General features: G+C 31.9%; 24 protein-coding genes. 23 read left to right on the plus strand and 1 reads right to left on the minus strand.

What is annotated here, in order from left to right:
* Nucleotides 1–133: 133 nt before the first annotated feature.
* Nucleotides 134–1,993: an ABC-F family ATP-binding cassette domain-containing protein gene (locus ACU1LP_RS16275; RefSeq protein WP_445734869.1), complete on the minus strand. Its 1,860-nt coding sequence runs from the start codon at nucleotides 1,991–1,993 to the stop codon at nucleotides 134–136.
* Between the two features lie 105 nt (nucleotides 1,994–2,098).
* On the opposite strand from ACU1LP_RS16275, the gene ACU1LP_RS16280 reads away from it, so the two are divergent.
* The 23 genes from ACU1LP_RS16280 to ACU1LP_RS16390 all read left to right on the plus strand — a co-directional run bounded on the left by ACU1LP_RS16280 (nucleotide 2,099) and on the right by ACU1LP_RS16390 (nucleotide 23,929).
* On the plus strand, nucleotides 2,099–2,893 hold the full coding sequence (locus ACU1LP_RS16280) for a polysaccharide biosynthesis/export family protein (protein WP_445736804.1): 795 nt from the start codon (nucleotides 2,099–2,101) through the stop codon (nucleotides 2,891–2,893).
* Between the two features lie 9 nt (nucleotides 2,894–2,902).
* On the plus strand, nucleotides 2,903–5,365 hold the full coding sequence (locus tag ACU1LP_RS16285; RefSeq protein ID WP_445736794.1) for a polysaccharide biosynthesis tyrosine autokinase: 2,463 nt from the start codon (nucleotides 2,903–2,905) through the stop codon (nucleotides 5,363–5,365).
* Nucleotides 5,366–5,384: 19 nt separating this feature from the next.
* On the plus strand, nucleotides 5,385–6,230 hold the full coding sequence (locus ACU1LP_RS16290) for an ABC transporter permease (protein ID WP_445730823.1): 846 nt from the start codon (nucleotides 5,385–5,387) through the stop codon (nucleotides 6,228–6,230).
* Nucleotide 6,231: 1 nt separating this feature from the next.
* Nucleotides 6,232–7,443 (plus strand): ABC transporter ATP-binding protein, encoded by a 1,212-nt coding sequence (locus ACU1LP_RS16295; protein WP_445730824.1) that lies wholly within the window; start codon nucleotides 6,232–6,234, stop codon nucleotides 7,441–7,443.
* Between the two features lie 62 nt (nucleotides 7,444–7,505).
* Nucleotides 7,506–8,201: a hypothetical protein gene (locus tag ACU1LP_RS16300; protein ID WP_445730825.1), complete on the plus strand. Its 696-nt coding sequence runs from the start codon at nucleotides 7,506–7,508 to the stop codon at nucleotides 8,199–8,201.
* Entirely contained in the window at nucleotides 8,198–8,962 is a 765-nt protein-coding gene (locus ACU1LP_RS16305; protein ID WP_445730826.1) for a hypothetical protein, read from the plus strand. The genes ACU1LP_RS16300 and ACU1LP_RS16305 overlap by 4 nt, the downstream gene beginning before the upstream one ends.
* A gap of 14 nt (nucleotides 8,963–8,976) precedes the next feature.
* Complete coding sequence (locus ACU1LP_RS16310; protein ID WP_445736795.1) at nucleotides 8,977–10,053, plus strand: DegT/DnrJ/EryC1/StrS family aminotransferase; 1,077 nt, start codon at nucleotides 8,977–8,979, stop codon at nucleotides 10,051–10,053.
* The gene (locus tag ACU1LP_RS16315) at nucleotides 10,047–10,694 is read left to right on the plus strand and encodes an acetyltransferase (protein WP_445730828.1); all 648 of its coding nucleotides are present in this window, start codon (nucleotides 10,047–10,049) and stop codon (nucleotides 10,692–10,694) included. Before ACU1LP_RS16310 ends, ACU1LP_RS16315 begins: the two co-directional genes overlap by 7 nt.
* 1 nt (nucleotide 10,695) lies before the next feature.
* On the plus strand, nucleotides 10,696–11,532 hold the full coding sequence (locus tag ACU1LP_RS16320; RefSeq protein ID WP_445730829.1) for a glycosyltransferase family 2 protein: 837 nt from the start codon (nucleotides 10,696–10,698) through the stop codon (nucleotides 11,530–11,532).
* 2 nt (nucleotides 11,533–11,534) lie between these two features.
* Nucleotides 11,535–12,242, plus strand: coding sequence for a class I SAM-dependent methyltransferase (locus ACU1LP_RS16325; protein WP_445736796.1), 708 nt, complete (start codon nucleotides 11,535–11,537; stop codon nucleotides 12,240–12,242).
* Nucleotides 12,239–13,360, plus strand: coding sequence for a glycosyltransferase (locus ACU1LP_RS16330; protein WP_445736797.1), 1,122 nt, complete (start codon nucleotides 12,239–12,241; stop codon nucleotides 13,358–13,360). The genes ACU1LP_RS16325 and ACU1LP_RS16330 overlap by 4 nt, the downstream gene beginning before the upstream one ends.
* A 473-nt stretch (nucleotides 13,361–13,833) precedes the next feature.
* On the plus strand, nucleotides 13,834–15,024 hold the full coding sequence (locus ACU1LP_RS16335) for an ATP-binding protein (protein WP_445730832.1): 1,191 nt from the start codon (nucleotides 13,834–13,836) through the stop codon (nucleotides 15,022–15,024).
* Between the two features lie 361 nt (nucleotides 15,025–15,385).
* Entirely contained in the window at nucleotides 15,386–15,646 is a 261-nt protein-coding gene (locus ACU1LP_RS16340) for a glycosyltransferase family 2 protein (protein WP_445734533.1), read from the plus strand.
* Nucleotides 15,636–16,553 (plus strand): glycosyltransferase family 2 protein, encoded by a 918-nt coding sequence (locus ACU1LP_RS16345; protein ID WP_445734532.1) that lies wholly within the window; start codon nucleotides 15,636–15,638, stop codon nucleotides 16,551–16,553. The genes ACU1LP_RS16340 and ACU1LP_RS16345 overlap by 11 nt, the downstream gene beginning before the upstream one ends.
* Complete coding sequence (locus ACU1LP_RS16350; RefSeq protein WP_445736798.1) at nucleotides 16,550–17,383, plus strand: glycosyltransferase family 2 protein; 834 nt, start codon at nucleotides 16,550–16,552, stop codon at nucleotides 17,381–17,383. Before ACU1LP_RS16345 ends, ACU1LP_RS16350 begins: the two co-directional genes overlap by 4 nt.
* The gene (locus ACU1LP_RS16355; RefSeq protein WP_445734530.1) at nucleotides 17,384–18,322 is read left to right on the plus strand and encodes a glycosyltransferase family 2 protein; all 939 of its coding nucleotides are present in this window, start codon (nucleotides 17,384–17,386) and stop codon (nucleotides 18,320–18,322) included.
* A 48-nt stretch (nucleotides 18,323–18,370) separates the two neighbouring features.
* On the plus strand, nucleotides 18,371–19,513 hold the full coding sequence (locus ACU1LP_RS16360; RefSeq protein WP_445736799.1) for a glycosyltransferase family 4 protein: 1,143 nt from the start codon (nucleotides 18,371–18,373) through the stop codon (nucleotides 19,511–19,513).
* An 8-nt stretch (nucleotides 19,514–19,521) separates the two neighbouring features.
* Complete coding sequence (locus ACU1LP_RS16365; RefSeq protein WP_445736800.1) at nucleotides 19,522–20,352, plus strand: glycosyltransferase family 2 protein; 831 nt, start codon at nucleotides 19,522–19,524, stop codon at nucleotides 20,350–20,352.
* Nucleotide 20,353: 1 nt separating this feature from the next.
* Nucleotides 20,354–21,292, plus strand: a complete 939-nt coding sequence (locus ACU1LP_RS16370) for a glycosyltransferase family 2 protein (RefSeq protein ID WP_445736801.1) — start codon at nucleotides 20,354–20,356, stop codon at nucleotides 21,290–21,292.
* A gap of 5 nt (nucleotides 21,293–21,297) precedes the next feature.
* Complete coding sequence (locus tag ACU1LP_RS16375) at nucleotides 21,298–22,221, plus strand: glycosyltransferase family 2 protein (protein WP_445736802.1); 924 nt, start codon at nucleotides 21,298–21,300, stop codon at nucleotides 22,219–22,221.
* Nucleotides 22,222–22,460: 239 nt separating this feature from the next.
* Nucleotides 22,461–22,928 (plus strand): PIN domain-containing protein, encoded by a 468-nt coding sequence (locus tag ACU1LP_RS16380; protein ID WP_445736803.1) that lies wholly within the window; start codon nucleotides 22,461–22,463, stop codon nucleotides 22,926–22,928.
* A gap of 325 nt (nucleotides 22,929–23,253) precedes the next feature.
* Nucleotides 23,254–23,481 carry a UPF0175 family protein gene (locus ACU1LP_RS16385; protein ID WP_445730844.1) on the plus strand — a complete coding sequence of 76 codons (228 nt, stop codon included), beginning with the start codon at nucleotides 23,254–23,256 and terminating at the stop codon, nucleotides 23,479–23,481.
* The gene (locus ACU1LP_RS16390; protein WP_445730845.1) at nucleotides 23,474–23,929 is read left to right on the plus strand and encodes a DUF3368 domain-containing protein; all 456 of its coding nucleotides are present in this window, start codon (nucleotides 23,474–23,476) and stop codon (nucleotides 23,927–23,929) included. Before ACU1LP_RS16385 ends, ACU1LP_RS16390 begins: the two co-directional genes overlap by 8 nt.
* Nucleotides 23,930–24,025 lie beyond the last annotated feature (96 nt).

Raw genomic sequence — 24,025 nt, forward strand, 5'->3', positions numbered from 1 at the left:
ATTTCGCAAATCCATAAATAATATATTTATCATAAAGATAATAAATTTCTACAACATTCTAAAACATAACCATTTTTTAAAACTTAAGCTTTGTTTCTTTGCGCCTTTGCGTCTTTGCGAGCCAAAAAATCAATCAGTCCATCAACTTCTCCTGCAACTCCATCCAACGCATTTCCTTAGTCTCCAAAGCGTCAATAATGTTCTGTAACTCTTTTGATAGTTTGTTTATGGCATCCGGCGATAAATCGGGGTTGTTGAATTTTGCTTCCAATTCCTTTTTGTCAAATGCTAAGGAATTCAGCTTGCTCTCAATATTTTTCAGCTCTTTTTCCTCGTTGTACGTCAATTTATTGTCTTCCGTTTTTTTCCAAGCTTTTTTATCTTTCTTGTCCTCAGTATTTGAAATAACCGGTTGACTATCTTCATAAACCCTATAATCGGTATAATTTCCAGGGAAATCCTCTATCTCGCCTTCACCTTTAAATACAAAAAGATGGTCGATCACTTTATCCATAAAATAACGGTCGTGAGATACTACAATCACACATCCTGGAAAATCCAACAAGAAACTTTCCAACACGTTTAAGGTAACGATATCCAAATCGTTTGTAGGTTCATCCAGAATCAAAAAATTAGGGTTTTGGATTAAAACCGTACATAAATACAAGCGTTTACGTTCGCCCCCACTTAGTTTTTCAACAAAATCGTACTGCTTTTTTCTGCTGAATAAAAATCGTTCCAACAGTTGTTGTGCGCTTATTTGTTTTCCTTTTTTCAGTGGAATATAATCACCAAATTCCCGAATGACATCGATAACCTTTTGTTCCGGTTTTATAGCAATACCGTTTTGGGTGTAATAGCCAAATTTTACGGTTTCACCCAAAATAACTTTCCCAGAATCTGGTTTGGTGGTTTGCGTTAAAAGGTTTAAAAAAGTGGTTTTTCCAGTACCATTTTTTCCAATGATACCAACACGTTCGCCGTTTTTAAAAAGGTATTCAAAACCATTGAGAATCACTTTATCTTTAAAGGATTTATATACTTTATGAAACTCTGCCACCTTACTGCCCAAACGTTCCATGTTGAGTTCCAGTTGCACTTCATGGTCGTTTCTGCGTTGACTGGCGCGGTGTTTTATATCATGGAAATCGTCTATCCGCGATTTCGATTTGGTAGTTCGTGCTTTGGGTTGGCGACGCATCCATTCCAACTCCTTTTTAAAAAGTTGTTTGGCTTTACCGGTTTCCGTAGCTTCTTGTTCAATTCGGGCTTCGCGTTTTTCAAGATAATACGAGTAGTTCCCTTTGTAACTGTAAAGTTGGCCTTCGTCCAATTCAATAATTTCATTACAAACACGCTCTAAAAAATAACGGTCGTGCGTTACCATAAAAAGCGTGATGTTTTCTTTGGCAAAAAAGGTTTCCAACCATTCAATCATTTCCAGATCCAAGTGGTTGGTGGGCTCATCCAATACTAATAAATCGGGTTTATTTATAAGCGCGTTTGCTAATGATAAACGTTTTTTTTGTCCGCCAGAAAGCGAACTAACTTTCATGCTTAAGTCTTCCAATTTTAGTTTGAAAAGTATCTGTTTGTATTGCGTTTCAAAATCCCAGGCTTGAAACTGCTCCATCTGCTCGAACGCTTTTTGGTACGCATCAGAATCTTCAGGATTTAAAAGTGCATGTTCGTAATTTTGTATCACTTTTAAAATAGGATTATCACTGGCAAAAATGGTTTCTTCAACCGTTAAATTTTTATCCAATTTAGGGTTTTGCGATAAAAACGATACTTTAATATCCTTTCGGTAAACAACATTGCCAGTATCGGCTTCATCATCCCCGGAAATAATATTTAAAATAGAGGTTTTCCCCGTTCCGTTTTTGGCAACAAAGGCAATTTTTTGGTCTTTATGGACGCTAAATGATAGGTTTTCGAAAAGTGTGAGCTCTCCGTAAGACTTCGATATGTTTTCAACAGTTAAATAATTCAAAAGCTTATTTTTTTGCAAATAAAGGATAAAAAACCAAAAATTACGTTATAAGTTTCATTGTTCATAATGAAAAGTTATATTTGTGATAAATCAATGCCCCCTATGATGAAACAAAATTTTTGGTTTATTTGTTTAGCAATCAGTGTTTTATGTTCTTCGTGTATTACCAATAAAGATGTTGTTTATTTACAGGACAAAGGTACCATAACAAATGATTCTTTGTTGCTTAAGGAATTATCAAAACCTTATAGAGTTCAGGTCAATGATATTTTAAGTATCAAGGTAAAGGCCTTGGATAATGAACTTACGGCTATTTTTAATCCGGTTGAAGGGACGGGCGTTAATAGCAATCAAGGGCAATCTGCCTTATATTTTAATGGGTTTACTATCGATTTACATGGCAACATCAAATTCCCGATTCTAGGCGAAATAAACGTTTTGGGTTTCACCATAAATGAAATAGAAGAGAAAGTTAAAGATGAATTATTGACAAAATATTTTAAGGAAACCGCCGAAATTTTTGTCACGGTTAAATTGGCGGGGTTAAGATATACCACCATAGGTGAAGTTGGCACCGGCGTACAGACCCTTTTTCAAGACCGTGTAAATATTCTTGAGGCTTTGGCAAATGCGGGTGATATTAATCAGACAGGTGATAGAAGGGATGTTTTGGTGATACGGCAATATCCCGACGGACAAAAAATACATCATATCGATTTAACGGATATTGCAGCAATGCAATCGCCCTACTATTATATTCAACCCAACGATATTATTTTGGTAAAACCATTAAAACGTAAAGCATTGGGGGCAGGCCAAACGGGAATCCAGAACATTACCACCATAGCCTCCATACTTTCGGTGTTGGTATCCACCTATTTTTTAACTCGAAATCTTTAAAAATTAATTATGGTTGAAGAATTTGAAGTTTCAGAATCCAACGGAGCAAGTTTCGACATCAAAAAGTTTTTATTTAGGGCTTTAAGTTATTGGAAGTTTTTTGTGTTGTTATTGGCCGTTGGTATTTTTTACGTGTATCAAAAAAACATTCGGGAAGAGTTCTCCTATCAATTGGGAACTAAAATTTCCATTGAAGATGATAGCAACCCTTTATTCACATCCAACGCCAGCTTAACATTTAATTGGGGCGGTGTCACCTCAAAGGTGCAGACCATGATTGTGACGCTTAAATCGCGTTCGCACCATGAAAAAGTGGTAGACCGATTGGAATTTTATAAAAGCTACTTACAGCAAGGGCGTTTTAGAAAACAGGATATTTATAAAGCAGCCCCTTTTAGGTTCAGCCACGATTATAACTTTCCACAACTTATAAATATTCCCATTCAAATTACCTTTTTAGATGAAGGTTCTTATGAAATGGAAGTAGAATTTTCAAATCCGAGAGTTCAAGCACAAAACTACATAACCAAAGACATATCCACTATAGATGTACCTGTTGGTGTTTTTAAGCAACAGTTTAAAGTGGGCGATTCCATTAACCTACCATTTTTAAAAGGTGTTATTAAGCTTGCTGAAAACAGAAAACCAACTATTGGAGAACCACTATTTGTGGAGTTCAGTAATTTTGATGGTACTGTTGCCAGTTATCAAGCCAGAACATCCGTAGGAAATACAGCGAATTCGCCCATATTGGATATTGCACTTATAGATAAAAATACGGAGAAAATAGTCGATTATTTAAATGGTATTGTTGCTGTTTTAAGTGAAGATCAACTGAATAGAAAAAACCAATACGCTACCAATGCCATAGGCTTTATAGATGAACAAATAGCGAGGGTTAGAGGTGAGTTAACCGATAATGCGGAGGCTTTAAACGATTACAGAAAGAAGAATAAAATTTATAGTCTTGATGGCGAAAGTGGACAGCTTAATGAAAAATTCACCAAATTTGATGCCGAGAAAGAGGCAATTAGCAGGCAGTTGAATTATTATTCGAATCTTAAAAATTACCTGTTAACCAGTAGCTCGTTTACCGAAATACCAGCACCATCCGTTGCAGGGATTAATGATGCCAATATTTTGGGCAATGTTTCCAAAATAAACGATTTGTCCGTTCAAAAATCGAAATTGCAATATTCCGTGCGGAGTGATGCCAGTGTTTTTAATGATTTAAACCGACAAATTGAAGGTTTGAAAAATGTGCTTTTAGAAAACATAAGCTCGGTAACCAATGGCTTAAAAAGAGAATTGGGCACAGTGAATTCCAATTTAAGCAGTGTAGAATCCCAATTTAGTAAACTGCCAGAAGACCAACAGAAATTAATAACAATAAAACGTCAATACGCCTTAAGTGAGCAGACCTACAATGTGTTTTTGGCAAAACGCGGGGAAGCAGAAATCATCAAAGCGTCCAATGTATCCGATATTTGGGTGATCGATCCCGCAAAAAACACAGGTGCTACCGTTTTGGGTAGAAATTTGAATATCCGTTATGTATTTGTATTATTTGTAGCATTGCTCCTTCCCTTGTTGCTTGCCTTTATTTTAACGTTTTTGGACAACAATATCCATAGCCCGATGGATGTGGAGCAATTATCGTCCATTCCCATTTTAGGTGTTGTGGGCAAAAATAAATTGGATAATAATTTGGTGGTGCATAGAAAACCAAAATCGGCAGTGGCCGAAGCATTTCGAGCCATTCGTACCAATTTACAATACTTTTACAAGTCCCAAGATTTAGAAGGCGCAAAAACCCTATTGGTAACATCGTCTGTGAGTGGGGAGGGAAAAACATTTTGTTCCATTAATGTAGCCACCGTTTTTGCGTTAAGTGGCAAAAAAACCATTTTGTTGGGGTTGGATTTAAGAAAGCCCAAGATATTTGGTGATTTTAATATTAAGAATGATATAGGCGTTGTTAATTATTTAATAGGAGAAGCCTCTTTAGAAAAGGTTATACAGCATACTGATATAGAACATTTGGACCTTATTACATCAGGACCCATTCCCCCGAACCCTTCGGAATTGTTGATAAATGACAAACTAACTGAACTTATAACGAGTTTAAAGTCCAAATACGAGTACATCGTTTTAGATACACCGCCGGTTGGTTTGGTCGCTGATGCTTTAGAACTGTTGGAGCATGTTGATGCTACTTTATACGTGGTGAGACAAGATTACACGAAAAAAGGCATGCTTAATTTTATAAACGAAAAGTATAAAACCAAGCAGATAAAAAACATCAGTTTAGTATATAATGGATACGACCAAAAAGCAAAATATGGTTACGGTTATGGCTATGGGTACGGTTACGGTTATGGCTACGGCAATTACGCGAATGGATACCATGATGATGGAAACACCAATAAAGGATTTATAAGTAAACTAAAAAGTATATTTAAAGTTAATTAACAAATTCAGCCGATTGAAAATGCCATTGGAAACCAAAATATACCAAAAGGAAAATAATCTAAAATTTGGTAAGCTATTAAAAGCGAGTGCCAAAGATTTATTTGGTTCACATTTTTTGGCAAAACAATTGGCAACCCGGGATATTACATCGCAATACCGGCAATCCTATTTAGGTATTATTTGGGCATTTATTACGCCCATTACCTCTGCCTTTGTTTGGATTTTTTTAAACGCAACAGGTACCGTAAATATTTCCGATACAGGCATGCCATATCCTGTTTACGTGTTTTCAGGAACATTGATTTGGTCTATTATTACAGAGGCTATTTACTCACCTGCAAGCAATACCAAAGCAGCAAGAGGTATCATGTCAAAAATAAATTTTCCAAAAGAAGCTTTAGTTTTATCAGGCATATATAAACTTCTTTTTAATAGTTCTGTGAAAATAGGGCTTTTGGTCATTTTAATTTTTGCATTCGGTGTAGGTTTTCATTGGTCACTGTTGTTGTTACCTTTTGCTATCCTTGCAGCAGTATTGTTTGGCACTACTTTAGGGCTGTTTTTTACGCCTCTTTCATTAATTTATAACGATATTTCTAAAATCATCAGCATGGGTTTAAGTTTTTTAATGTATGCAACCCCAGTGGTTTATGCCATTCCCAAGGATGGTATTATGAAAACGCTTATGGAAATAAATCCGTTTACGCCATTAGTATTAACAGCACGAGACCTTGCCATAGGAAACATGCCAGAATATTTAGGGTATTTCAGTTGGATTTTTATAATTAGTCTTTGTCTGTTTTTTATTGGTTTACTGTTTTACAGAGTCTCCATTCCCATCATTGTTGAACGTTTAAGCTCTTAAGATGACAGATAACGACGTATTAATAAGAGTAGAAGGAGTATCCAAAAAATTCTGTAAAGATTTAAAAACAAGTCTGTGGTATGGTGTGCTAGATTTGGTTTCCAATATCCGAGGTAATAAAAATGACAGATTGTTGCGGGACCAAGAATTTTGGGCTGTAAAGGATATTAATTTTGAATTGCGCCGTGGCGAATGTTTGGGGTTAATAGGGCATAACGGTGCAGGAAAATCTACATTACTTAAGATATTAAACGGTTTAATTAACCCCGATGCTGGAAAAGTAACCATAAAAGGCAGGGTTGGTGCGCTTATTGAACTGGGTGCTGGTTTTGATCCCATTTTAAGCGGACGTGAAAATATTTACAACAATGGTGCGGTTTTAGGTTTTACTAAAAAGGAAATTGAAGCCAAAGTTGAGGAAATTATAGATTTTGCTGAAATCCGTGAATTTATAGATATGCCCGTCCAGAATTACAGTTCTGGTATGAAAGTACGTTTGGGCTTTGCCGTGGCAGCACAAATGGAACCCGATGTGCTGATTATTGATGAGGTGTTGGCGGTGGGGGATTTAGGATTTGTTTTAAAGTGTTTTAAAACTATTGATGCTATTTTGCCTAATACAGCCGTTATATTTGTATCACATAGCATGCCGATGGTGTCAAGAATTTGTAACCAGATTGTTTTAATGGAAAAGGGACATGCAAATTATCATGGAACTAATATAAGTAAGGCTATTGACTTATATTATGATGAATTTATTACTAATGAAGACTCCAATGTGGTTTTTACTGATGATAAAATTGATTTATTGGAAGCTACTATAGAGGGTTATTCAAAATTAAACAATGTCTATAAAATTAAATGGGGTGATACTATCATTTTAAAATTTAAAATTAGAGTAAAAAAATTATTCAAAATACCTTATGTTTCTCTAGCAGTTTATGATAAGGAGCAAAGAGGTGTTGCAGAGGTATTTCCAACAGGTCAGAATACTAAACTGGAAATGAATTCAAACGAAATTACTTATACTATTGAAATAAAGAATATATATATGTCAAAAGGTATTTACAATTTCACGTTTACAGCTTCAGAAAGCTTGAACACTGATATTTATTTTAAAATCCATAAAGCAATAACTATACAGGTAGAAGAAGAAAAGCAAATATGGGCACCATTCTTATTGGATTCCAATTTTATTGAATTAAAAAATTAAGACTTAAACATAAATTTAGGACACGTTTTTTATATAATAATGACATTAATAGAATAAATAAAATGAATTTTTTATCAAAAGAAGAATACGTAAGTTATGTAAACAGTTTACTGGAAGATGGGCATTGGACAAAGGATACCATTAGTAACAGATGGGATTACCATTATAGAGCCATTGAGTTAATAAGAGCAACGAAAGTGAGCAACTCAAAAAAAATATTAGAAATGGGAACGATGGGTATTTCTTGTGTTAAAGATAGTGATACCATAGATTATGATGAACGTTGGGACTTTAATGGGAAAAATCCAACTTATCTTCATGATGCTAGGCAGATACCTTGGCCAATTGAAAATAAAAAATATGATGTTTTTGTCGCTTTGCGTGTTTTTCAACATTTAGTGCCCACTCAATCAGAAGCCATTAAAGAAGCTTTTAGAATCGCAAAAAAGGTATTGATGGTTATACCAGAGGATTACGATAATCCTATTTTACCGAATGCCAAAGGAATTACCTATGAAGATTCGGTAGGTATTCTAGACGGAATACACCCTAATGTTTATATACCAATGGCTTTTGGTAGTTTGTTTTTTTGGGATACAGAAAACCCCTCGTGTCTTAACATTAAGTCAGTTATGAAGGATATTAAGCTTTTTACCATTGAAACAACTAAAAACACCATCCCTGTTTCCAAAAAAAACAATATAAAAGTAACTGCTAAGAAATTGATAAAAAAGGTTTATAAGAAATTGAAAAGATGACGATTAAAGGTTCTTTAAAAAGAATATATGAGTTTTTTCTTTTAAAGAAAGATACTGTGCTTATCGAAAAAGATGAAACAAAACCGAATTACTCATGTGGAAAAATTTTGGAATTTATAGGGCCTTCTGGTGTTGGTAAAACAACGCTTTTCAACTTAACCAAAGATAAACTTTGTTCTAAGTGGCATAATTTAGCAGTAATTCATCCTCATAAAATAAACAATGCAGATGAAAAGCTTATCAATATACATTGGGATATTCTAAAAAAAAAGTTTAACTATATTGAGTTTTTAAAATCCGAAAGTTTCATAAAGCTAAAGTTAAATGATTATTTCAACCAAGTGTTATTGAATAACATCAAACTCATGTCAATAAAAAGTGAGTCGGGTTTTTTTTTAGAGGAAGGAATTTGTCATAATTTTTCTGAAGAATTAATTACTTTAAATGATGAAGACCTCATTTATATTCTGAAAAATAGATGTTTAATTTATATTTTGTCTAGAGAATCCATGAATGTAGTAGGCCAAATAAAAAAAAGAATCAATGAGGGTGGGCATACTGTTCATCACCATAAAGGATTAAATGATATTCAATTAAATACTTTAACAAAAGATTCGATACACATTTTCAATAAATTTTTAGAGCGCATTAAGAAGTTTAGTATCCCCGTTTGTAAATTATATCTTGAAGATGGATTAGAGGAAAATTTTAAAAAAATTATCGATTTTGAAAGGTCTCTTTTTAAGGACGAATTAATTTAGTGTTACCAACCCAGATGATAAACGTTACCAAAACATTTTTACCGTCACAAGAAGAATATCAAGCCATTTTAAAGACAGCTTGGGATTCTGGTTGGATAACTAACCGTGGTGTTTTGGTGCTAGAGTTGGAAAAAAAAATAAAAAATTATTTAGGAGTAGCTCATTTAATAGCCACTACAAATGGTACTTTGCCATTGCAAATAGCTATAAAAGCTTTAAAACTAAAAGGTGAAATTATTACCACACCCTTTAGTTATGTTGCAAGTACAGCTAGCATCATATGGGAAAATTGCAATCCTGTATTTGTGGATATTCATCCAGAATATTTGACTATTGATGAAACTAAAATTGAATCAGCCATAACGCCAAAAACAACGGCTATTTTAGCAACACATGTTTTTGGAAACCCATGTCATGTGGAAGCTATTGAAGCCCTTGCAAAAAAACACCAACTAAAAGTTATCTATGATGGGGCACATGCTTTTGGCGTAACATATAATGGGCAATCAATTTTTAATTATGGTAATGTAAGCACCTGTAGTTTTCATTCTACTAAATTATTTCATACTGCGGAAGGTGGCGCCATGTTTTGTAATGATGAAGCTGTATTTAACAAACTTTTTTTCGCACATAATTTTGGTCATGATGGGCCATTGGATTTTTTTGGGTTAGGGATTAATGCCAAAATGAGCGAAATGCAGGCCGCTATGGGTTTGGCAATGTTGCCGTATATGGACACCATACTAAACGAAAGAAAAAAGGTAATAGATTTTTACAATACCCACTTAGATTTTTCAAAGTTACAATCAATAAAAATTAGAGAAAACACCCGTTGGAATTATAGCTACTATCCTTTAATATTTCAGAGTGAAGAAAAATTATTGCAAATAGAAAAAGTGCTTAATGACTATCAAATAATACCGAGACGCTATTTTCACCCCTCTTTAAATACCATCAAATATGTAAAAGGGAAAAAAATGCCGATTTCAGAAAGTATTGCTTCAAGAATATTATGTTTACCTTTATTTGTTGGTCTTCACCAAACAGATTTAGAAAAAATAATCGCCATAATAAATAAGGAACTATGTTAATAATAGGCGCCAAGGGTTTTGCAAAGGAAGTTTTAGAAATTGTTCATCAACTAAATCAATTAGAGAATTTGGTTTTTTATGATGATGTTAATGTAGATATGCCCGAAAAGTTATTTAATAAATTTCCAGTTTTAAAATCCTTTGAACAAGCTGAGGTTTATTTTAAAACTAAAGATTCTCGGTTTAGTATAGGAATTGGAAATCCTTTTTTAAGAAAAAAAATATATGATAAATTCAATTTGATTGGAGGCGTTTTTACATCTACAGTTAGTCCGTTTGCTAGTATAGGGAGTTATGATGTTGAAATTGGTGTTGGAAGCAATATTCTATCAAATAGTGTTTTTTCAAACAGTATTAAAATTGGAAAGGGGTGTATTGTTTATTATAATTCAATTATAACACATGATTGCCAAATTGGAGATTTTGTTGAAATTTCTCCAAGTGTTACTTTGTTAGGCAGATCAACTATTGGTGATTTTTCTCAAGTTGGCTCTAATGCTACAATTCTGCCAGACCTAAAAATTGGTAAAAATGTAATTATCGGTGCTGGTTCAGTTGTTACTAAAAACATTCCAGATAATTCGATGGTGGTTGGAGTTCCCGCTAAAATTATTAAAGAATTAAAACCTTTGAATTTTTGAAATGGAAAAACTGCCATTAGTTAGTGTAGTAATGATTACTTATGGTCATGAAAAATTTATTGAAGAAGCAGTAAATAGTGTTTTGATGCAGGAATGTGATTTCCATATAGAATTAATTCTTGCAAATGATGCTTCTCCAGACAAGACAGATTCTGTTATTCAACATATTTTAAAATCTCATCCACGAGCATCCAGTATCCATTATTTTAAACATGTGCATAATATAGGTATGATGCCTAATTTTATATTTGCATTACAGCAAACTAAATCTAAATACATTGCGCTATGTGAGGGCGACGACTATTGGACATACCCATTAAAACTTCAAAAGCAGGTTGATTTTTTAGAGAGTAACGAGAAATTTTCTGGATGTTTTCATAATACTATGCTTCTTGATGAAAGGGAAATAAATCTAAGTTTAAAGCCGTGGCGAGTTTATAATAAAGACGTTTTTACTCTAGAGGATACTATATCAACAACAGCCTTGTTTCATACAAGTTCTTTTATGTTTAGAAACATAAACTTGAAAATACCAGAATGGTTTAAAAAAGTTCAAAGTGGTGATATGGCCTTGTTTTCATTACTAGCTTCTAAAGGTTTGTTATACAGAATAAATGAATTTATGAGTGTTTACAGGAAAAATGAAGCTGGTATTACAAACTTTATTAAAATTAAAGAATATCATGAAAATAGAATAAAATTAAATTTATATTTTAAGAATAGTTTTGGTGTGAGTAATCATAAAAAAATAGATGAAGTGATAAAATATCATACTTCTGAATTATCTAAAGTAAAAAGTGGTTTTTTTTACAAACTAAAATCACTAATTAAGTTTTAAGTATGCCAAAAAATCAATTTATCAACATAGAATTAACAACAGAATCGTTAGATAGGTATTATATTCGCAAATCTATATTTGATGCTTTAAAATCAACATTACATGAGTTTTCAGGATTGCTTTTAGATATAGGTTGTGGTAAAATGCCATATAAAAACTATATACTAAAAAACAGTATGGTAGATTCATATGTTGGTTTAGATATTGATGCAGCTCTAAATTATGATAATGATGTGAAACCAGATTTTACTTGGAACGGAAAAGTAATGCCTTTTGAAAACGATAGCTTTGATTGTGCTTTTGGTACCGAAGTATTGGAACATTGTCCAGAACCAGATGTGGTTTTGAAAGAAGTTTTTAGAGTTTTAAAACCAGAAGGGGTTTTCTTTTTTACAGTGCCTTTTTTGTGGAATTTACATGAAGTGCCTAATGACGAGTATAGATACACACCTTATGCTTTAGAACGACACTTAAGAAACAGTGGGTTTGAAGATATTGAAATAAAAGCAACAGGTGGATGGCATGCTTCGATGGCTCAAATGTTGGGGTTGTGGGTTAGAAGAAGCCCGATGACTGAAAGGAAAAGAAAATATTTGTCAGTAGCTTTAAAGCCCATTATTAGTTTTTTAATAAAAAAGGATCAAAGTAGTCAAATTTCTTTCAAAGAAGGACAAATGATTACTGGACTATATGGAACCGCAAAAAAATGAATATCAAAAAAATGAATATAGCTATATTTTCACCTAACCAAAATCCGTATTCAGAAACATTTATTCAGGCTCATAAAAATTATTTAAAAGGGAATATATTTTATTATTTTGGAAGTGGTAGTCAAATTCAACTTGAAGGTCAAGAACGATTGATGCCACTATTACGCTATAAAATTTTAAGGGTATTTGCTAAGCTTTTTAGAAAGCCAAGTGCTTATTTATGGCAAGAACGGATATTGTATAGTTTAAAAGTCAATAATATTGATGCCATTTTGGTAGAGTATGGTAACCACGCACATCATTTATTACCAATATTAAAAGCACTCCAAAAGTCAATTGTTGTCCATTTTCATGGGTATGATGCTAGTCATAGAGATGTTATATCGAGATGTAACAATTATGAAGATGTCTTTAATGTTGCAACTTATATAGTAGCTGTATCTAAAGTGATGAATGATAATCTTTTAAAAATGGGTTGCCCAAAAGGGAAATTAGTGTATAATGTGTATGGTCCACAACCTGAATTCCATGAGGTACATCCTATATTTAACAAAAAGCAGTTTATTGGTATTGGTCGTTTTACAGACAAAAAAGCACCATATTATACCATATTGGCATTTAATCAGGTTTTATCAAAACACCCAGATGCCACGTTATTAATGGCAGGGGATGGAGATTTGCATAATATGTGTAAAAATTTAATCCGCCATTTCAAATTAGAAAAAAGCATCACGCTTTTAGGCATTATTAATCCTAAGCAGTTTAGGACTTTGTTAAGTGAATCTTTAGCTTTTGTGCAACATTCCATTACAGCAGAAAATGGCGATATGGAAGGGACTCCTTTGGCTGTTTTGGAAGCCAGTTGTGCCGGGGTGCCAGTGATAGCGACTAGTCATGCTGGGATTTCTGACGTTATTGTGCATAAAAAATCAGGCTTGCTATGTGACGAGCATGATGTGGATGCCATGGCAGAAAATATGCTTTGCCTATTGGATAATGTGAACTATGCAAAAGAATTAGGGCTATTTGGGAAAAAGCACATAGCGTCTAATTTTTCTATGGAAAGACATATAAAAAAACTTGACGAAATTTTACTTGAAGCGATTGAAAATAAATAGTATTTAATGATTACTTTAGTATATGACAAAATAGGTAGTTACAATTCAAATAGCCTGTATCGTTAACCCCTCCGCCTATCGGCATACCGAAAATTCGGCACAAGCTATCCCCTTAAAAAAGGGGAGGAATTAATAACATGCTTATATTTAGTAGCTTGAACTTGAAAATTAAATTTTTGTCATGTACTAAAAATGATCAAATACATTTTTATTTGATGAATTTCCTACTAGCGTTCGTTTGTAACGAATGCTATCAACAATAAATTATGTTATATGCCAATGCAACTAGATATAAGCTGAGATTCTTCTTTGACTGCAACCTTGCTATTTAGAAGCTTTAGCCGAAGAACCTCAAATTTTGATGACCTACTATTATTATGTAATAGGTTAAAAATGTCAACACATTGATATAATTTACTTAAAAAGTGTCAATCTATTGATGTTTTTGTGTATTTTTGTAAAAAAACAAGGTTGTGGAACAATTAGTTAGTCAATTTTACGAAAAATATGCCCTAGTACAAACCCAGCAAGTGCGTGGTTTTATGCATACCATTGATTGGGATAATCGGTTTATAGGCATAAAAGGTAGTCGTGGTGTTGGTAAAACCACACTTTTGTTACAATACATTCGATTGCATTTTGAACCTAACAAAAGCGTTTTGTACGTTAGTTTAGATCATTTGTATTTTCTTGAAAACACACTTTATGATTTAGTCAGCGACTTTTATAAAAAAGGAGGTTTGTTTATCGCTATTGATGAGGTGCATAAATACCCCAACTGGGCCATCGAAATAAAAAATATTTATGACGATATGCCTCGTTTGAAGTTGGTGTTTACGGGGTCGTCCTTATTGCATATACAGCAAGCCAAAGCCGATTTAAGTAGGCGTGTGGTGGTTTATAATATGCCAGGTTTGTCTCTTAGAGAGTATATTCAGTTTGAAACCCAGTTAAAACTGGAAAGTTATACGCTGAAAGCTATCATTGAGAATCCCATAGCTATCAGCATGGCTATTACACAAAAAGTAAAACCATTGCATTACTTTGATGACTATTTGAAGTTTGGTTATTACCCTTTTTATCTCGAAAATAAAAAATCATTTCATCAAAAATTAAGCGAAGTCATTCTTACGGTTTTAGAAGTCGATATTCCACAATATGCCTACATTCCTGCATCGCATGCCATATTGTTAAAAAAATTGTTAGCTGTAATTAGTAATTCAGTACCGTTTAAACCCAATATGAATTCTATTAGTGAGCGTACGGGAATTAGTCTTAATACCATGAAAAATTATCTTAAATTGTTAAATGATGCTCAACTTTTGGAGTTATTATATGTAGAAGAAAAAGGTATAAATAGTTTGGGGAAACCTGAAAAAATATTCTTAAATAACCCAAATTTAATGCATAACTTGAGCATGGATGCGAACAAAGGAACTATAAGAGAAACCTTTTTTTTAAATCAACTGCAATACCAACATCTTGTTTTTGCTTCATCAACTGTGGATTTTATGGTAGCTGGCAAGTATGAATTTGAATTAGGCGGAAAAAGTAAAAAACAGAAACAAACTAAAAGATTGCAAGATACTTATGTAGTAAAAGATGACATAGTAATAGGGACGGATTTTGCAATTCCCTTATGGTTGTTCGGATTTTTGTATTAAATTCGTTGACTCAAATTGCGGCTAAATAAAGCTGCTTTTTTTTGCTTTAATGAACTCAGTACATGATAAAAAATAGAATAACTAATATCCAACATTTTAATAATGAGGCCTCTTTTTGCAAAGGAAGTGCCTGTGCTGTTTTGATAGCTATCAGGGTTATTTCGGTATGCCGACAGGCGGAGGGGTCTTTTTGTTTTATTGAGTAATGTTTAAAGTATAATTAAAAGCATTTGTAAAAAAAGCTACAAGAGTCTTGCTGGCTTTAAGATAATGAAATTGTCGCTACACAGTCACCACCATTGAAACGATTGAAAATAAAAAGCTGTTTAATAACGGCATAAAGCACATGAATTATTAATTAATGAACCAGCCCTTAGTCTCTATAATCATCCCAACCTACAATCGGGCGCATCTTATAGGAGAAACGCTTGATAGTGTGTTGGCGCAAACGCACCAAAATTGGGAATGTATCGTGGTGGATGATGGCTCTACCGATAATACAGACACCGTTTTAAAGACCTATTGCCAAAAGGATTCAAGGTTTCAATACCATCACAGAAAGGATAGACAAAAAGGAGCAGAAGAATTACAAAATAAATTTTTTAAGACTTATGCAAAATAACCTATTTTCTGTTTTAGTTGCGAATTACAACAACGGTCATTTTTTTAAAGACTGTTATCAAAGTATCATATCTCAAACTTATGCTAATTGGGAAGTTATTATTGTTGATGACGCTTCTACTGATAATTCTGTACTTGCTATTACGAAATTAATACAAGATGATAAACGTTTTAAACTATTTCAAAATAAAGTAAATAAAGGATGTGGTTTTACCAAAAGGGAATGTGCTGCACAGGCGAATGGTGCTGTTTTAGGTTTTCTGGATCCAGATGACGCCCTAAAACCTCATGCTTTGGAATTCATGGTTGAAAAGCACAATAAATTTAAAAAAGCTGCTATCATCACTTCCAAATATGAGTTTGTCGATTTGGAGATGAATTTTATAAAGAATGGTAACCATGGAAGTAATATCCCTAAAGACAAATCATATTTAACATACGGTAAGGGTGCTATGACTCATTTTGCAAGCTTTAAAAATGAAGCATACCAGCAATCAGTAGGCATAAACTCTAAAATGAAACGAGCTGTAGATCAAGATTTGTATTACAAGATGGAAGAGCAAGGCACGCATGAATTTCTAGATGAGGTTTTGTATAGTTATAGAATCCACGATAATAGTATTTCCTGCAATGATAATTTATATAAAGCACAGTACTGGCATTTTTATGCTATTAATAAAGCTTATAAAAGAAGAAAGAGGCTAAAATCGAAAATAGATAATTTTTCAAAAGAATATATGGGTTTATACCAATCTAGATATTATTTTGCACGTTTTGAAAAATTGAAGTTTACAAAAAAGTTTAAAGCAAAATGTTATTTTTTAGGAAAAGCTTTTATTGCGAATCCATTGCATGACTTTGATATTAAACTTAAAAGTTTTTTATTGCTAATTGTTGGTAGAATATGAAATTAAATCTTGTTTCAATTATCGTTCCCTGTTACAATCAAGCCCAATATTTGGATGAAGCTTTGGAATCTGTTTTGAGCCAAACTTATGAAAATTGGGAATGTATTATAGTGGATGATGGGAGTCCTGATAACACAAATGAAATCGTACAAAAATGGGTTGAAAAAGAGGCTCGGTTTATTTATTTAAAAAAAGAAAATGGAGGGTTGAGCAGTGCTAGAAACGCAGGTATTTCTAAAGCCAATGGAGAATTTATTTTGCCATTGGATGCGGATGATAAAATAGGTGCTGATTATGTTACTTTGGCAATAGAGGCTTTTGAACTAGATACGTCTTTAAAAGTAGTTTATTGTCAAGCAAAAATGTTTGGAATTGAGGAATCTATAGTGGGCTTAAAGCCTTTTTCATTATATGATTTAAGTAAAAAAAACATGATTTTTTGTTCTGCGTTATATAGAAAAAAAGAATGGGAAATAGTTAAAGGTTATGATGACCGAATGATTTATGGACTTGAAGACTGGGAGTTTTGGATTGCAATACTAAAAAATGGAGGAGGCGTTAAATGTCTTGATTATTTAGGGTTTTATTACAGGATAAAACCGAATTCAATGCTGAAGGAATTAAATAAGAAAAGAGAAAATTTAATGCTTCAATATATAAGTGTTAAACATGCCGACTTTTTTGTAAAACATTTAGGTTCGTCAATAGAATTATATAATCATCTAGAAATAACCAAAAATATTTATAGAAGAAAAATAAAAAGTAAAAAATTTGCAATCGATGTTTTTTGCAATACTTTTTTTGGTTTTACAATTTTTAAAAAGTTATAAATGAAAAAAGCAGTTGTAATTATAGTTACATACAATGGAATGAAGTGGCTACAGGAATGTTTGGCAAGTGTTTATAATAGTTCTATTCCTGTTGAAGTTGTTGTAATTGATAATAATAGTTCTGATGAAACTGTTAATTTTATTAAAAGTACATTTCCTAATGTTATTTTATTTGAGCAAAATGAAAATTTAGGTTTTGGGAAAGCCAATAATATGGGGATGGTGTATGCGCTTAAACAAAATGCAGATTTTGTTTTTTTGCTAAATCAAGATGCTTTTATAAACGATACGACAATCGACAATCTTATAAAAACCTCCCTTTGCAATCCGGAATATGGAGTTTTAAGCCCTATTCAATTGGACTATTCAGGAAAACTTCTCGAATATTACTTTTTTAAGTTTATGTCAAATGATGTTACAAAATCTTTTTATTCCGATTTTGTAATAACAAATCCATTAAAAGAGATTTATGATATTGATTTTGTGCAAGCCGCAGCATGGCTTTTGCCTAAAAAAACACTTTTAGAAATTGGTGGGTTTGATCCTATTTTCTTTCATTATGGCGAAGATGATAATTATTGCTTTAGAGTTTTATATCATAATTTCAAAATAGGCGTAGTGCCTAATAGTTTCATTAGGCATGATAGTTATGAAAAACCACGTAGGAAAGAAAAACCCTTTTATGAAGATTATTTAAAAATATATATTTTAGCTATTTTGGTTAAATATTGTAATATCAACTTAGAATTTAACGATTTACAAATTAGAAAAGAAAAGAGAAAAATTTATAAAGCTATTTTAATTAATCTGGTTAATCTAAATTTTTCTATTTGTTTAGGTCTTTTAAAAAAATTAAAATCATTTAATTCCAGCATTATTAAAATAAGAACTAGCAGAAAAATAAATAAACAAATTGGATCAAATCATCTCCATGATTGATCCATTTCAAAAAAAATATTTTATTAATTGCTACAATTAAAAATTTTAATGAGAAATTCTTTATTGATAACAACGCCATATTTAGATAGGATAGGAGGTACAGAAATAGAAGCTGTAAACACGGCTGTTTATTTGTTTGATACAGGTTATTACAAAAAGGTTTCTGTCTTTACACCAAATAATTATGACGTGGCGCTGTTTAAAGATATTATTGGCAATAGGCCTATAAATTTTTTTAAATACCCAAAGGTTTTATTCAATAAGAACATTAAATTTATTGATAGGGTATTATTTAAAATAAGTGGTTTTAGTAATTTTTCTGAATATGTTTTTTGGAAATTTAAAAGCTTATTTTTTACTGCGTTTTTAATTTTAACATATCCTAAAAGCGTCTATTCTTTTTCTGTTTTAAAAGCACTATCCAGGAAAAAAAAAGCTATAGCAAAAATTACATTTTGGCAATTTGAGCCGTTGCCGGATAATCATGTAAAGCATTATAAATTATTCGATAAAATCATAGTATTTAATAATAAGCAAAAAGAGTTTTGGGAAAATAATAATAGCTTAAATAATATAGTAGCTCAAGATATTCTCATTCCAAATGAAGAAAATTTATTAAAACTTCGGCCTGTAGATTTTACTGGAATCTATACTATAAATTTTGGTTATTTGGGGCGCATTTCCGAAGAAAAAAATATTGAAGCTATGATAAGACTCTTAGCATATTTGATACATGAAGAAAAAAAAACCTGTAAATTGATTGTTCAAGGAACAGGAGAAGAGGGGTATGTAAGCACATTAATGAATTTAGCAAAAGAAAACAAAATATTACAGCATATAGATTTTAATAATTCATTTATAGCTCCAAAAGCCACACATATATTTTTTAGTAAAATACATGTGTTTTTAGTGACATCCATTCATGAAGGCGGCCCCATAACAGCACTTGAAGCAGCGGCTTCGGGCAGAATGTTGCTAAGCTATAATGTAGGCGCCATGCCCGATAGGTTTTTAAAAATGCCTTTCATAGTAAACAATTCTTTTGTAGAGTTGTCTGCATCCGCATTGCAGTTTATAAACTTGCCTTCACAAATAAAAAGTGAGTCGGTTATAGCTTTAAGAACGCATTATAAACTATATTTAAACAATAGTATTAAAGGGAAACAATTATTGAAGTTATTAAAAAAATAAAAACTAATATGCCTTTGGTTTCAATTGTAATACCTTGCTATAACGATGCACAATACATCGAGCAAGCCGTAAATTCTGCTTTAGCACAAACATATTCCAATAAAGAGATTATTGTGGTTGATGATGGTTCAAATTTTGAGACAAAAAGAATATTAGATACACTAAAGGATAAAGTTGATAAAATTTTAACACAAGAAAATCAAGGAGTATGTGTAGCTAGAAATACAGGAATTGAAGCGGCTAAAGGGAATTTAATTTTAGTCTTAGATAGTGACGATTTTTTTGAACCTGAATTTTTAATAGAAGCCTTAACTAAAATTAAAGAAAATAATAATATAGGTTTGGTTACTTGTTGGAGCAATGTAATAAATACAAATGGAGAATTTTTATATGTAACAAAACCAACAGGATCGGACGTTAATGAAGTAATATATAACAACAATGCCATGGGAAGCTGTCTGTTTAAGAAAGAAACATGGAGAGAAGTTGGTGGTTACGATTTACAAATGAAAAATGGTTACGAAGATTGGGAATTCAATGTTTCTGTAGCATGCAAAGGTTATAAAATAGCTGTTATAGAAAAGGTCTTGTTTAATTACAGACTTAAAAAAAATTCTAGAAACACTAAAGCTATAGACCATCAAAAAGATATACGAAAGTATGTCTTTACAAAACATAAGGATATAGCAATCAGAAATTATGATAAAACAATACGTTTTTTTCTTGATGAAATTGAAAAGTCAAAAATAGAAACATTAAGATTTAAAAATTCTAATTCTTATAAACTAGGACATTTCTTTTTTCGAAACTTGAATAGGATTAAATCATTTTTCAAATAATATGAATCCGTTAGTTTCTATTATAATACCAACTTATTTACGTTCTAGTTCGCTAATTCAAACTCTAGAAAGTATTATAAATCAAAGTTATGTAAATTGGGAATGCATAATTATTGATGATGGAAGTGATGAATATACTATTAATAAAATATTGGATTTTATTAGTAATGAACCAAGAATGAAATTTTTTAAAAGACCGTTTAATTCTAAAAAAGGCCCATCAACTTGCAGAAACGAAGGTATAAAAAAGGCAAATGGAAAATATTTACAGTTTTTTGATGATGATGATGTTATGTATCCAAACCTTTTGGAGGATAAAGTAAACATTATGGAAGAAAAAAAAATTGATGTTTTAGTTTCTCCTCTAGATTTTTTCTCAATAGAAGAAAGACAGATAACTCACAACAATAATGTAGTTTCAAATAATATAATAGAATCTTACGTACTAGGAGAGATATCTTGGTACGTGAGTGGCCCATTATGGTTAAAAAGTTTTGTAACTGAATATTTTGATGAATCTGTACAGACATTAGATGATTGGGACTTTAACTTGAGGAACATTTACCACAATCCAAATGTTGGTTTTTTAGATAAATCATTGCAAAAGTATAATATTTTTGGTGTTGGTGATACTTTAGGAACGCTTGCACAATTGGGTGATGAAAGACAACTTAAATCCGTTTTTTATGTTTATAAAAAACATTTTTTATTATTGAAAAAAATGAAAATTTTAAATTCTAAAATGTATTTAAGATTTTATATTTTATTAGTTCCAGTACTACGAGAAAGTTTGATACATAAGCATAAAATTTCTAAAGAGATATGTCGTTTTTTAATGCTAAACATTAAAAAGGATGTATTTCCAAAGGTTATAAAAGTTTTTATTGGGTATTTCACATATAGGTTTTTTAATAAAGGATATAATCTGGTAAAGTTTTAAAAAAAATGAAAGTATCTATTATTATGGCTACCTATAATAGGGCTCATTTTATTGTAGAAACCTTGCAGGCCATACATGTACAAACCTATACCAATTGGGAGTGTTTAATCATTGATGATGGAAGTACAGATAATACGTATGAAGTTATAAAACCGTTTGAAGAAACCGATTCAAGATTTAAGTATTTAAAACGTTCTGATAATTATAAAAAGGGACTTCCAGGGTCTAGAAATTACGGCTTAGATAGAGCAAAAGGCGACTATATTATTTTTTTTGATGATGATGATATAGTGCATCCGTTATGTTTAGAAATTTCTGCCTCCGTTTTAAAATTGAATGCAGATTGGTTTTTTTGTAATTTCAGAAAAGAATCTTTTATCGACAGTTTCAATGATGGTTTAATAGATAATAATGTAGACTATAAGTTAATTGAAACAGATAAAACTATCTTACAAAAAGTAATAACAAATAAAATTCCTTTTGCTTCTTGTACCGTTTTATGGAAAAAGGAATGTTTTGAGAACATTCGGTTTAATGAAAATTTAATGTATGCTGAAGAGTGGGAATGCTATTCAAGAATATTAAGCAAAATAAAAAACGGTGCTCTTATAGATAAAGTATTATACTATAATAGGAAACATGCAGAATCTAACACAAGTGAGTTTTGGGATAATTCTAGTATTAGGGTGAACTCAAAAAAAATGGCTATTGAATTGGTAGTTGGAAATTTATATAAAAAAAACCTGTTAACCCCCTATTTATTTAAATACTTAGTAAATTACGCCATCTCGTTCAGGGATTATAATTTGATAAAAGATATTTTTGAAATCACAAATACGGAAATAAAATTGAAATTATATTATAAACTAAAATATTACTTATTTCCTTTTTGGATTTTTTATATGAATAAGATAAAACATAAACATTGAAACTACTCATCTGTTTTGGCACACGCCCAGTAGTTTAAATCATGTTGTCATTGTGAATTTTATTTTTTTCAAGTAAAATGGGGTTAATCATATTATCAATAAACATATTGTTACTCCCGATGGGTATCTGGATGCACCTCTTTCCAAACACGTATATGATTGATATTTAATAGTTAGGCACAAGGAAAGAAAAATACAGCTAAAAATAAACATCTCGCTAAATTTCGTAAATTTAGGAAATGAAAAAACAGCGATTATATTTGGACACTTCGGTTTTTGGCGGACTTCACGATGAAGAATTCCAAGAATTTACCAAACCTTTATTTGAGAGAATAAAAAAATCGGAATTTGAAATAATTTTCTCAAATATTACAGAACAGGAATTGGAAAACGCACCGGAAAGAATAAAAGCAACCACAGAATTACTTCCAAAAAACTCGACGGAATATGTAAAATTAGACATCGAAACTGCGGAATTAGCAAAAAAATATATTGAAGAAGGAGTTGTTGGGCCAACATCATTTGCAGATTGTTTGCACATTGCGTTGGCAACAATACATAACGCAAACATTTTAGTGAGTTGGAATTTTAAACATATTGTAAACGTTGTTCGAATTATTGGTTATAATTCCGTAAATATTGCGGAAGGATATAAACCAATCGATATTCGTTCACCAAGAGAATTAATGACTTATGAAACCGAATAGGTTCACAAATACCAAATAAAAGTTATGAATAAAACTAAAGAAAAAAACACGAAAAAAAGCTTTGATGCGGTAAAATTTATGCGCGAACAAAGGGACAAAATTTCTAAGGACATAATGAATTTAAGTCCAGAGGAAATAGTCAAATATTTTGAACATAAAAAGAGCAAAACACACAATCCCAGTGCCTAACAAAGTAGTGTTGTGTAAGACATGGCTTCAATCCTTATATGGAATCCAGCAGCTTCCTTTTAAGCTTTGTGTTACGGCTCAGCACCGAAAACTATATTATTTTTGTGTCCATTAAAAAAATAGTACTTTTGATATTATGAAGTCAATAACGCTCAACATACCCGATTCTTTAGAAATGAATAGTAAAGAGGTGCTTATGCTCGTTGCTACCAAATTATATGAACAAGGAAAACTATCCATAGGCCAAGCTGCGGAACTGGCAGGATTAACTAAACGCACGTTTGCTGAGTTATTGTACCAGTATAACGTTTCTATATTCAATTTTCCTGCATCCGATCTAGCCAGCGACGTTAAAAATGCCTAAGACCATTATTTCAGACACCAGTTGTTTAATTATTTTATCCAAAATAGAAGCACTTGGTTTGTTGCAAAAAGTGTATGGTGAAATCATTACCACATCAGATATTGCCGAAGAATATGGAGAAATACTTCCTGAATGGATAATAATTAAAAACGTTAAAGATAAATTCAAACAAAAAATTTTAGAATTACAAATTGATAAAGGAGAATCTAGTGCCATTGCTTTAGCGATAGAAACGCCTGATAGTATTTTAGTTTTAGACGATTTAAAAGCTAGAAAAATAGCACTTCAACTCGAACTAACCATTACTGGCACGATTGGAGTTATTGTTAAAGCAAAACTTACAGGAAAAATTCCTTCTATTAAGCCTTATCTTGATAAGATCAAAACAACGAATTTTAGAATCTCGTCAGAAATTGAATCGCAAGCATTAAGAGAGGCTAATGAATAATGTTTCCTACTGGTTTTAGATGGGTGCACGACAAATTTCCCATTTCTTAAAAAATTTGTAATTTGCAAAGAAACCATGACCAACAAAGAACAAGTA

This window comes from Mariniflexile sp. (assembly GCF_052728615.1).

What these genes read in the sequence shown, in the direction of transcription:
- ACU1LP_RS16280 (WP_445736804.1), top strand. Translation starts at nt 2,099, where the DNA reads ATGAAACAAAATTTTTGGTTTATTTGTTTAGCAATCAGTGTTTTATGT.
- ACU1LP_RS16285 (WP_445736794.1), top strand. Translation starts at nt 2,903, where the DNA reads ATGGTTGAAGAATTTGAAGTTTCAGAATCCAACGGAGCAAGTTTCGAC.
- ACU1LP_RS16290 (WP_445730823.1), top strand. Translation starts at nt 5,385, where the DNA reads ATGCCATTGGAAACCAAAATATACCAAAAGGAAAATAATCTAAAATTT.
- ACU1LP_RS16295 (WP_445730824.1), top strand. Translation starts at nt 6,232, where the DNA reads ATGACAGATAACGACGTATTAATAAGAGTAGAAGGAGTATCCAAAAAA.
- ACU1LP_RS16300 (WP_445730825.1), top strand. Translation starts at nt 7,506, where the DNA reads ATGAATTTTTTATCAAAAGAAGAATACGTAAGTTATGTAAACAGTTTA.
- ACU1LP_RS16305 (WP_445730826.1), top strand. Translation starts at nt 8,198, where the DNA reads ATGACGATTAAAGGTTCTTTAAAAAGAATATATGAGTTTTTTCTTTTA.
- ACU1LP_RS16310 (WP_445736795.1), top strand. Translation starts at nt 8,977, where the DNA reads ATGATAAACGTTACCAAAACATTTTTACCGTCACAAGAAGAATATCAA.
- ACU1LP_RS16315 (WP_445730828.1), top strand. Translation starts at nt 10,047, where the DNA reads ATGTTAATAATAGGCGCCAAGGGTTTTGCAAAGGAAGTTTTAGAAATT.
- ACU1LP_RS16320 (WP_445730829.1), top strand. Translation starts at nt 10,696, where the DNA reads ATGGAAAAACTGCCATTAGTTAGTGTAGTAATGATTACTTATGGTCAT.
- ACU1LP_RS16325 (WP_445736796.1), top strand. Translation starts at nt 11,535, where the DNA reads ATGCCAAAAAATCAATTTATCAACATAGAATTAACAACAGAATCGTTA.
- ACU1LP_RS16330 (WP_445736797.1), top strand. Translation starts at nt 12,239, where the DNA reads ATGAATATCAAAAAAATGAATATAGCTATATTTTCACCTAACCAAAAT.
- ACU1LP_RS16340 (WP_445734533.1), top strand. Translation starts at nt 15,386, where the DNA reads ATGAACCAGCCCTTAGTCTCTATAATCATCCCAACCTACAATCGGGCG.
- ACU1LP_RS16345 (WP_445734532.1), top strand. Translation starts at nt 15,636, where the DNA reads ATGCAAAATAACCTATTTTCTGTTTTAGTTGCGAATTACAACAACGGT.
- ACU1LP_RS16350 (WP_445736798.1), top strand. Translation starts at nt 16,550, where the DNA reads ATGAAATTAAATCTTGTTTCAATTATCGTTCCCTGTTACAATCAAGCC.
- ACU1LP_RS16355 (WP_445734530.1), top strand. Translation starts at nt 17,384, where the DNA reads ATGAAAAAAGCAGTTGTAATTATAGTTACATACAATGGAATGAAGTGG.
- ACU1LP_RS16360 (WP_445736799.1), top strand. Translation starts at nt 18,371, where the DNA reads ATGAGAAATTCTTTATTGATAACAACGCCATATTTAGATAGGATAGGA.
- ACU1LP_RS16365 (WP_445736800.1), top strand. Translation starts at nt 19,522, where the DNA reads ATGCCTTTGGTTTCAATTGTAATACCTTGCTATAACGATGCACAATAC.
- ACU1LP_RS16370 (WP_445736801.1), top strand. Translation starts at nt 20,354, where the DNA reads ATGAATCCGTTAGTTTCTATTATAATACCAACTTATTTACGTTCTAGT.
- ACU1LP_RS16375 (WP_445736802.1), top strand. Translation starts at nt 21,298, where the DNA reads ATGAAAGTATCTATTATTATGGCTACCTATAATAGGGCTCATTTTATT.
- ACU1LP_RS16380 (WP_445736803.1), top strand. Translation starts at nt 22,461, where the DNA reads ATGAAAAAACAGCGATTATATTTGGACACTTCGGTTTTTGGCGGACTT.
- ACU1LP_RS16385 (WP_445730844.1), top strand. Translation starts at nt 23,254, where the DNA reads ATGAAGTCAATAACGCTCAACATACCCGATTCTTTAGAAATGAATAGT.
- ACU1LP_RS16390 (WP_445730845.1), top strand. Translation starts at nt 23,474, where the DNA reads ATGCCTAAGACCATTATTTCAGACACCAGTTGTTTAATTATTTTATCC.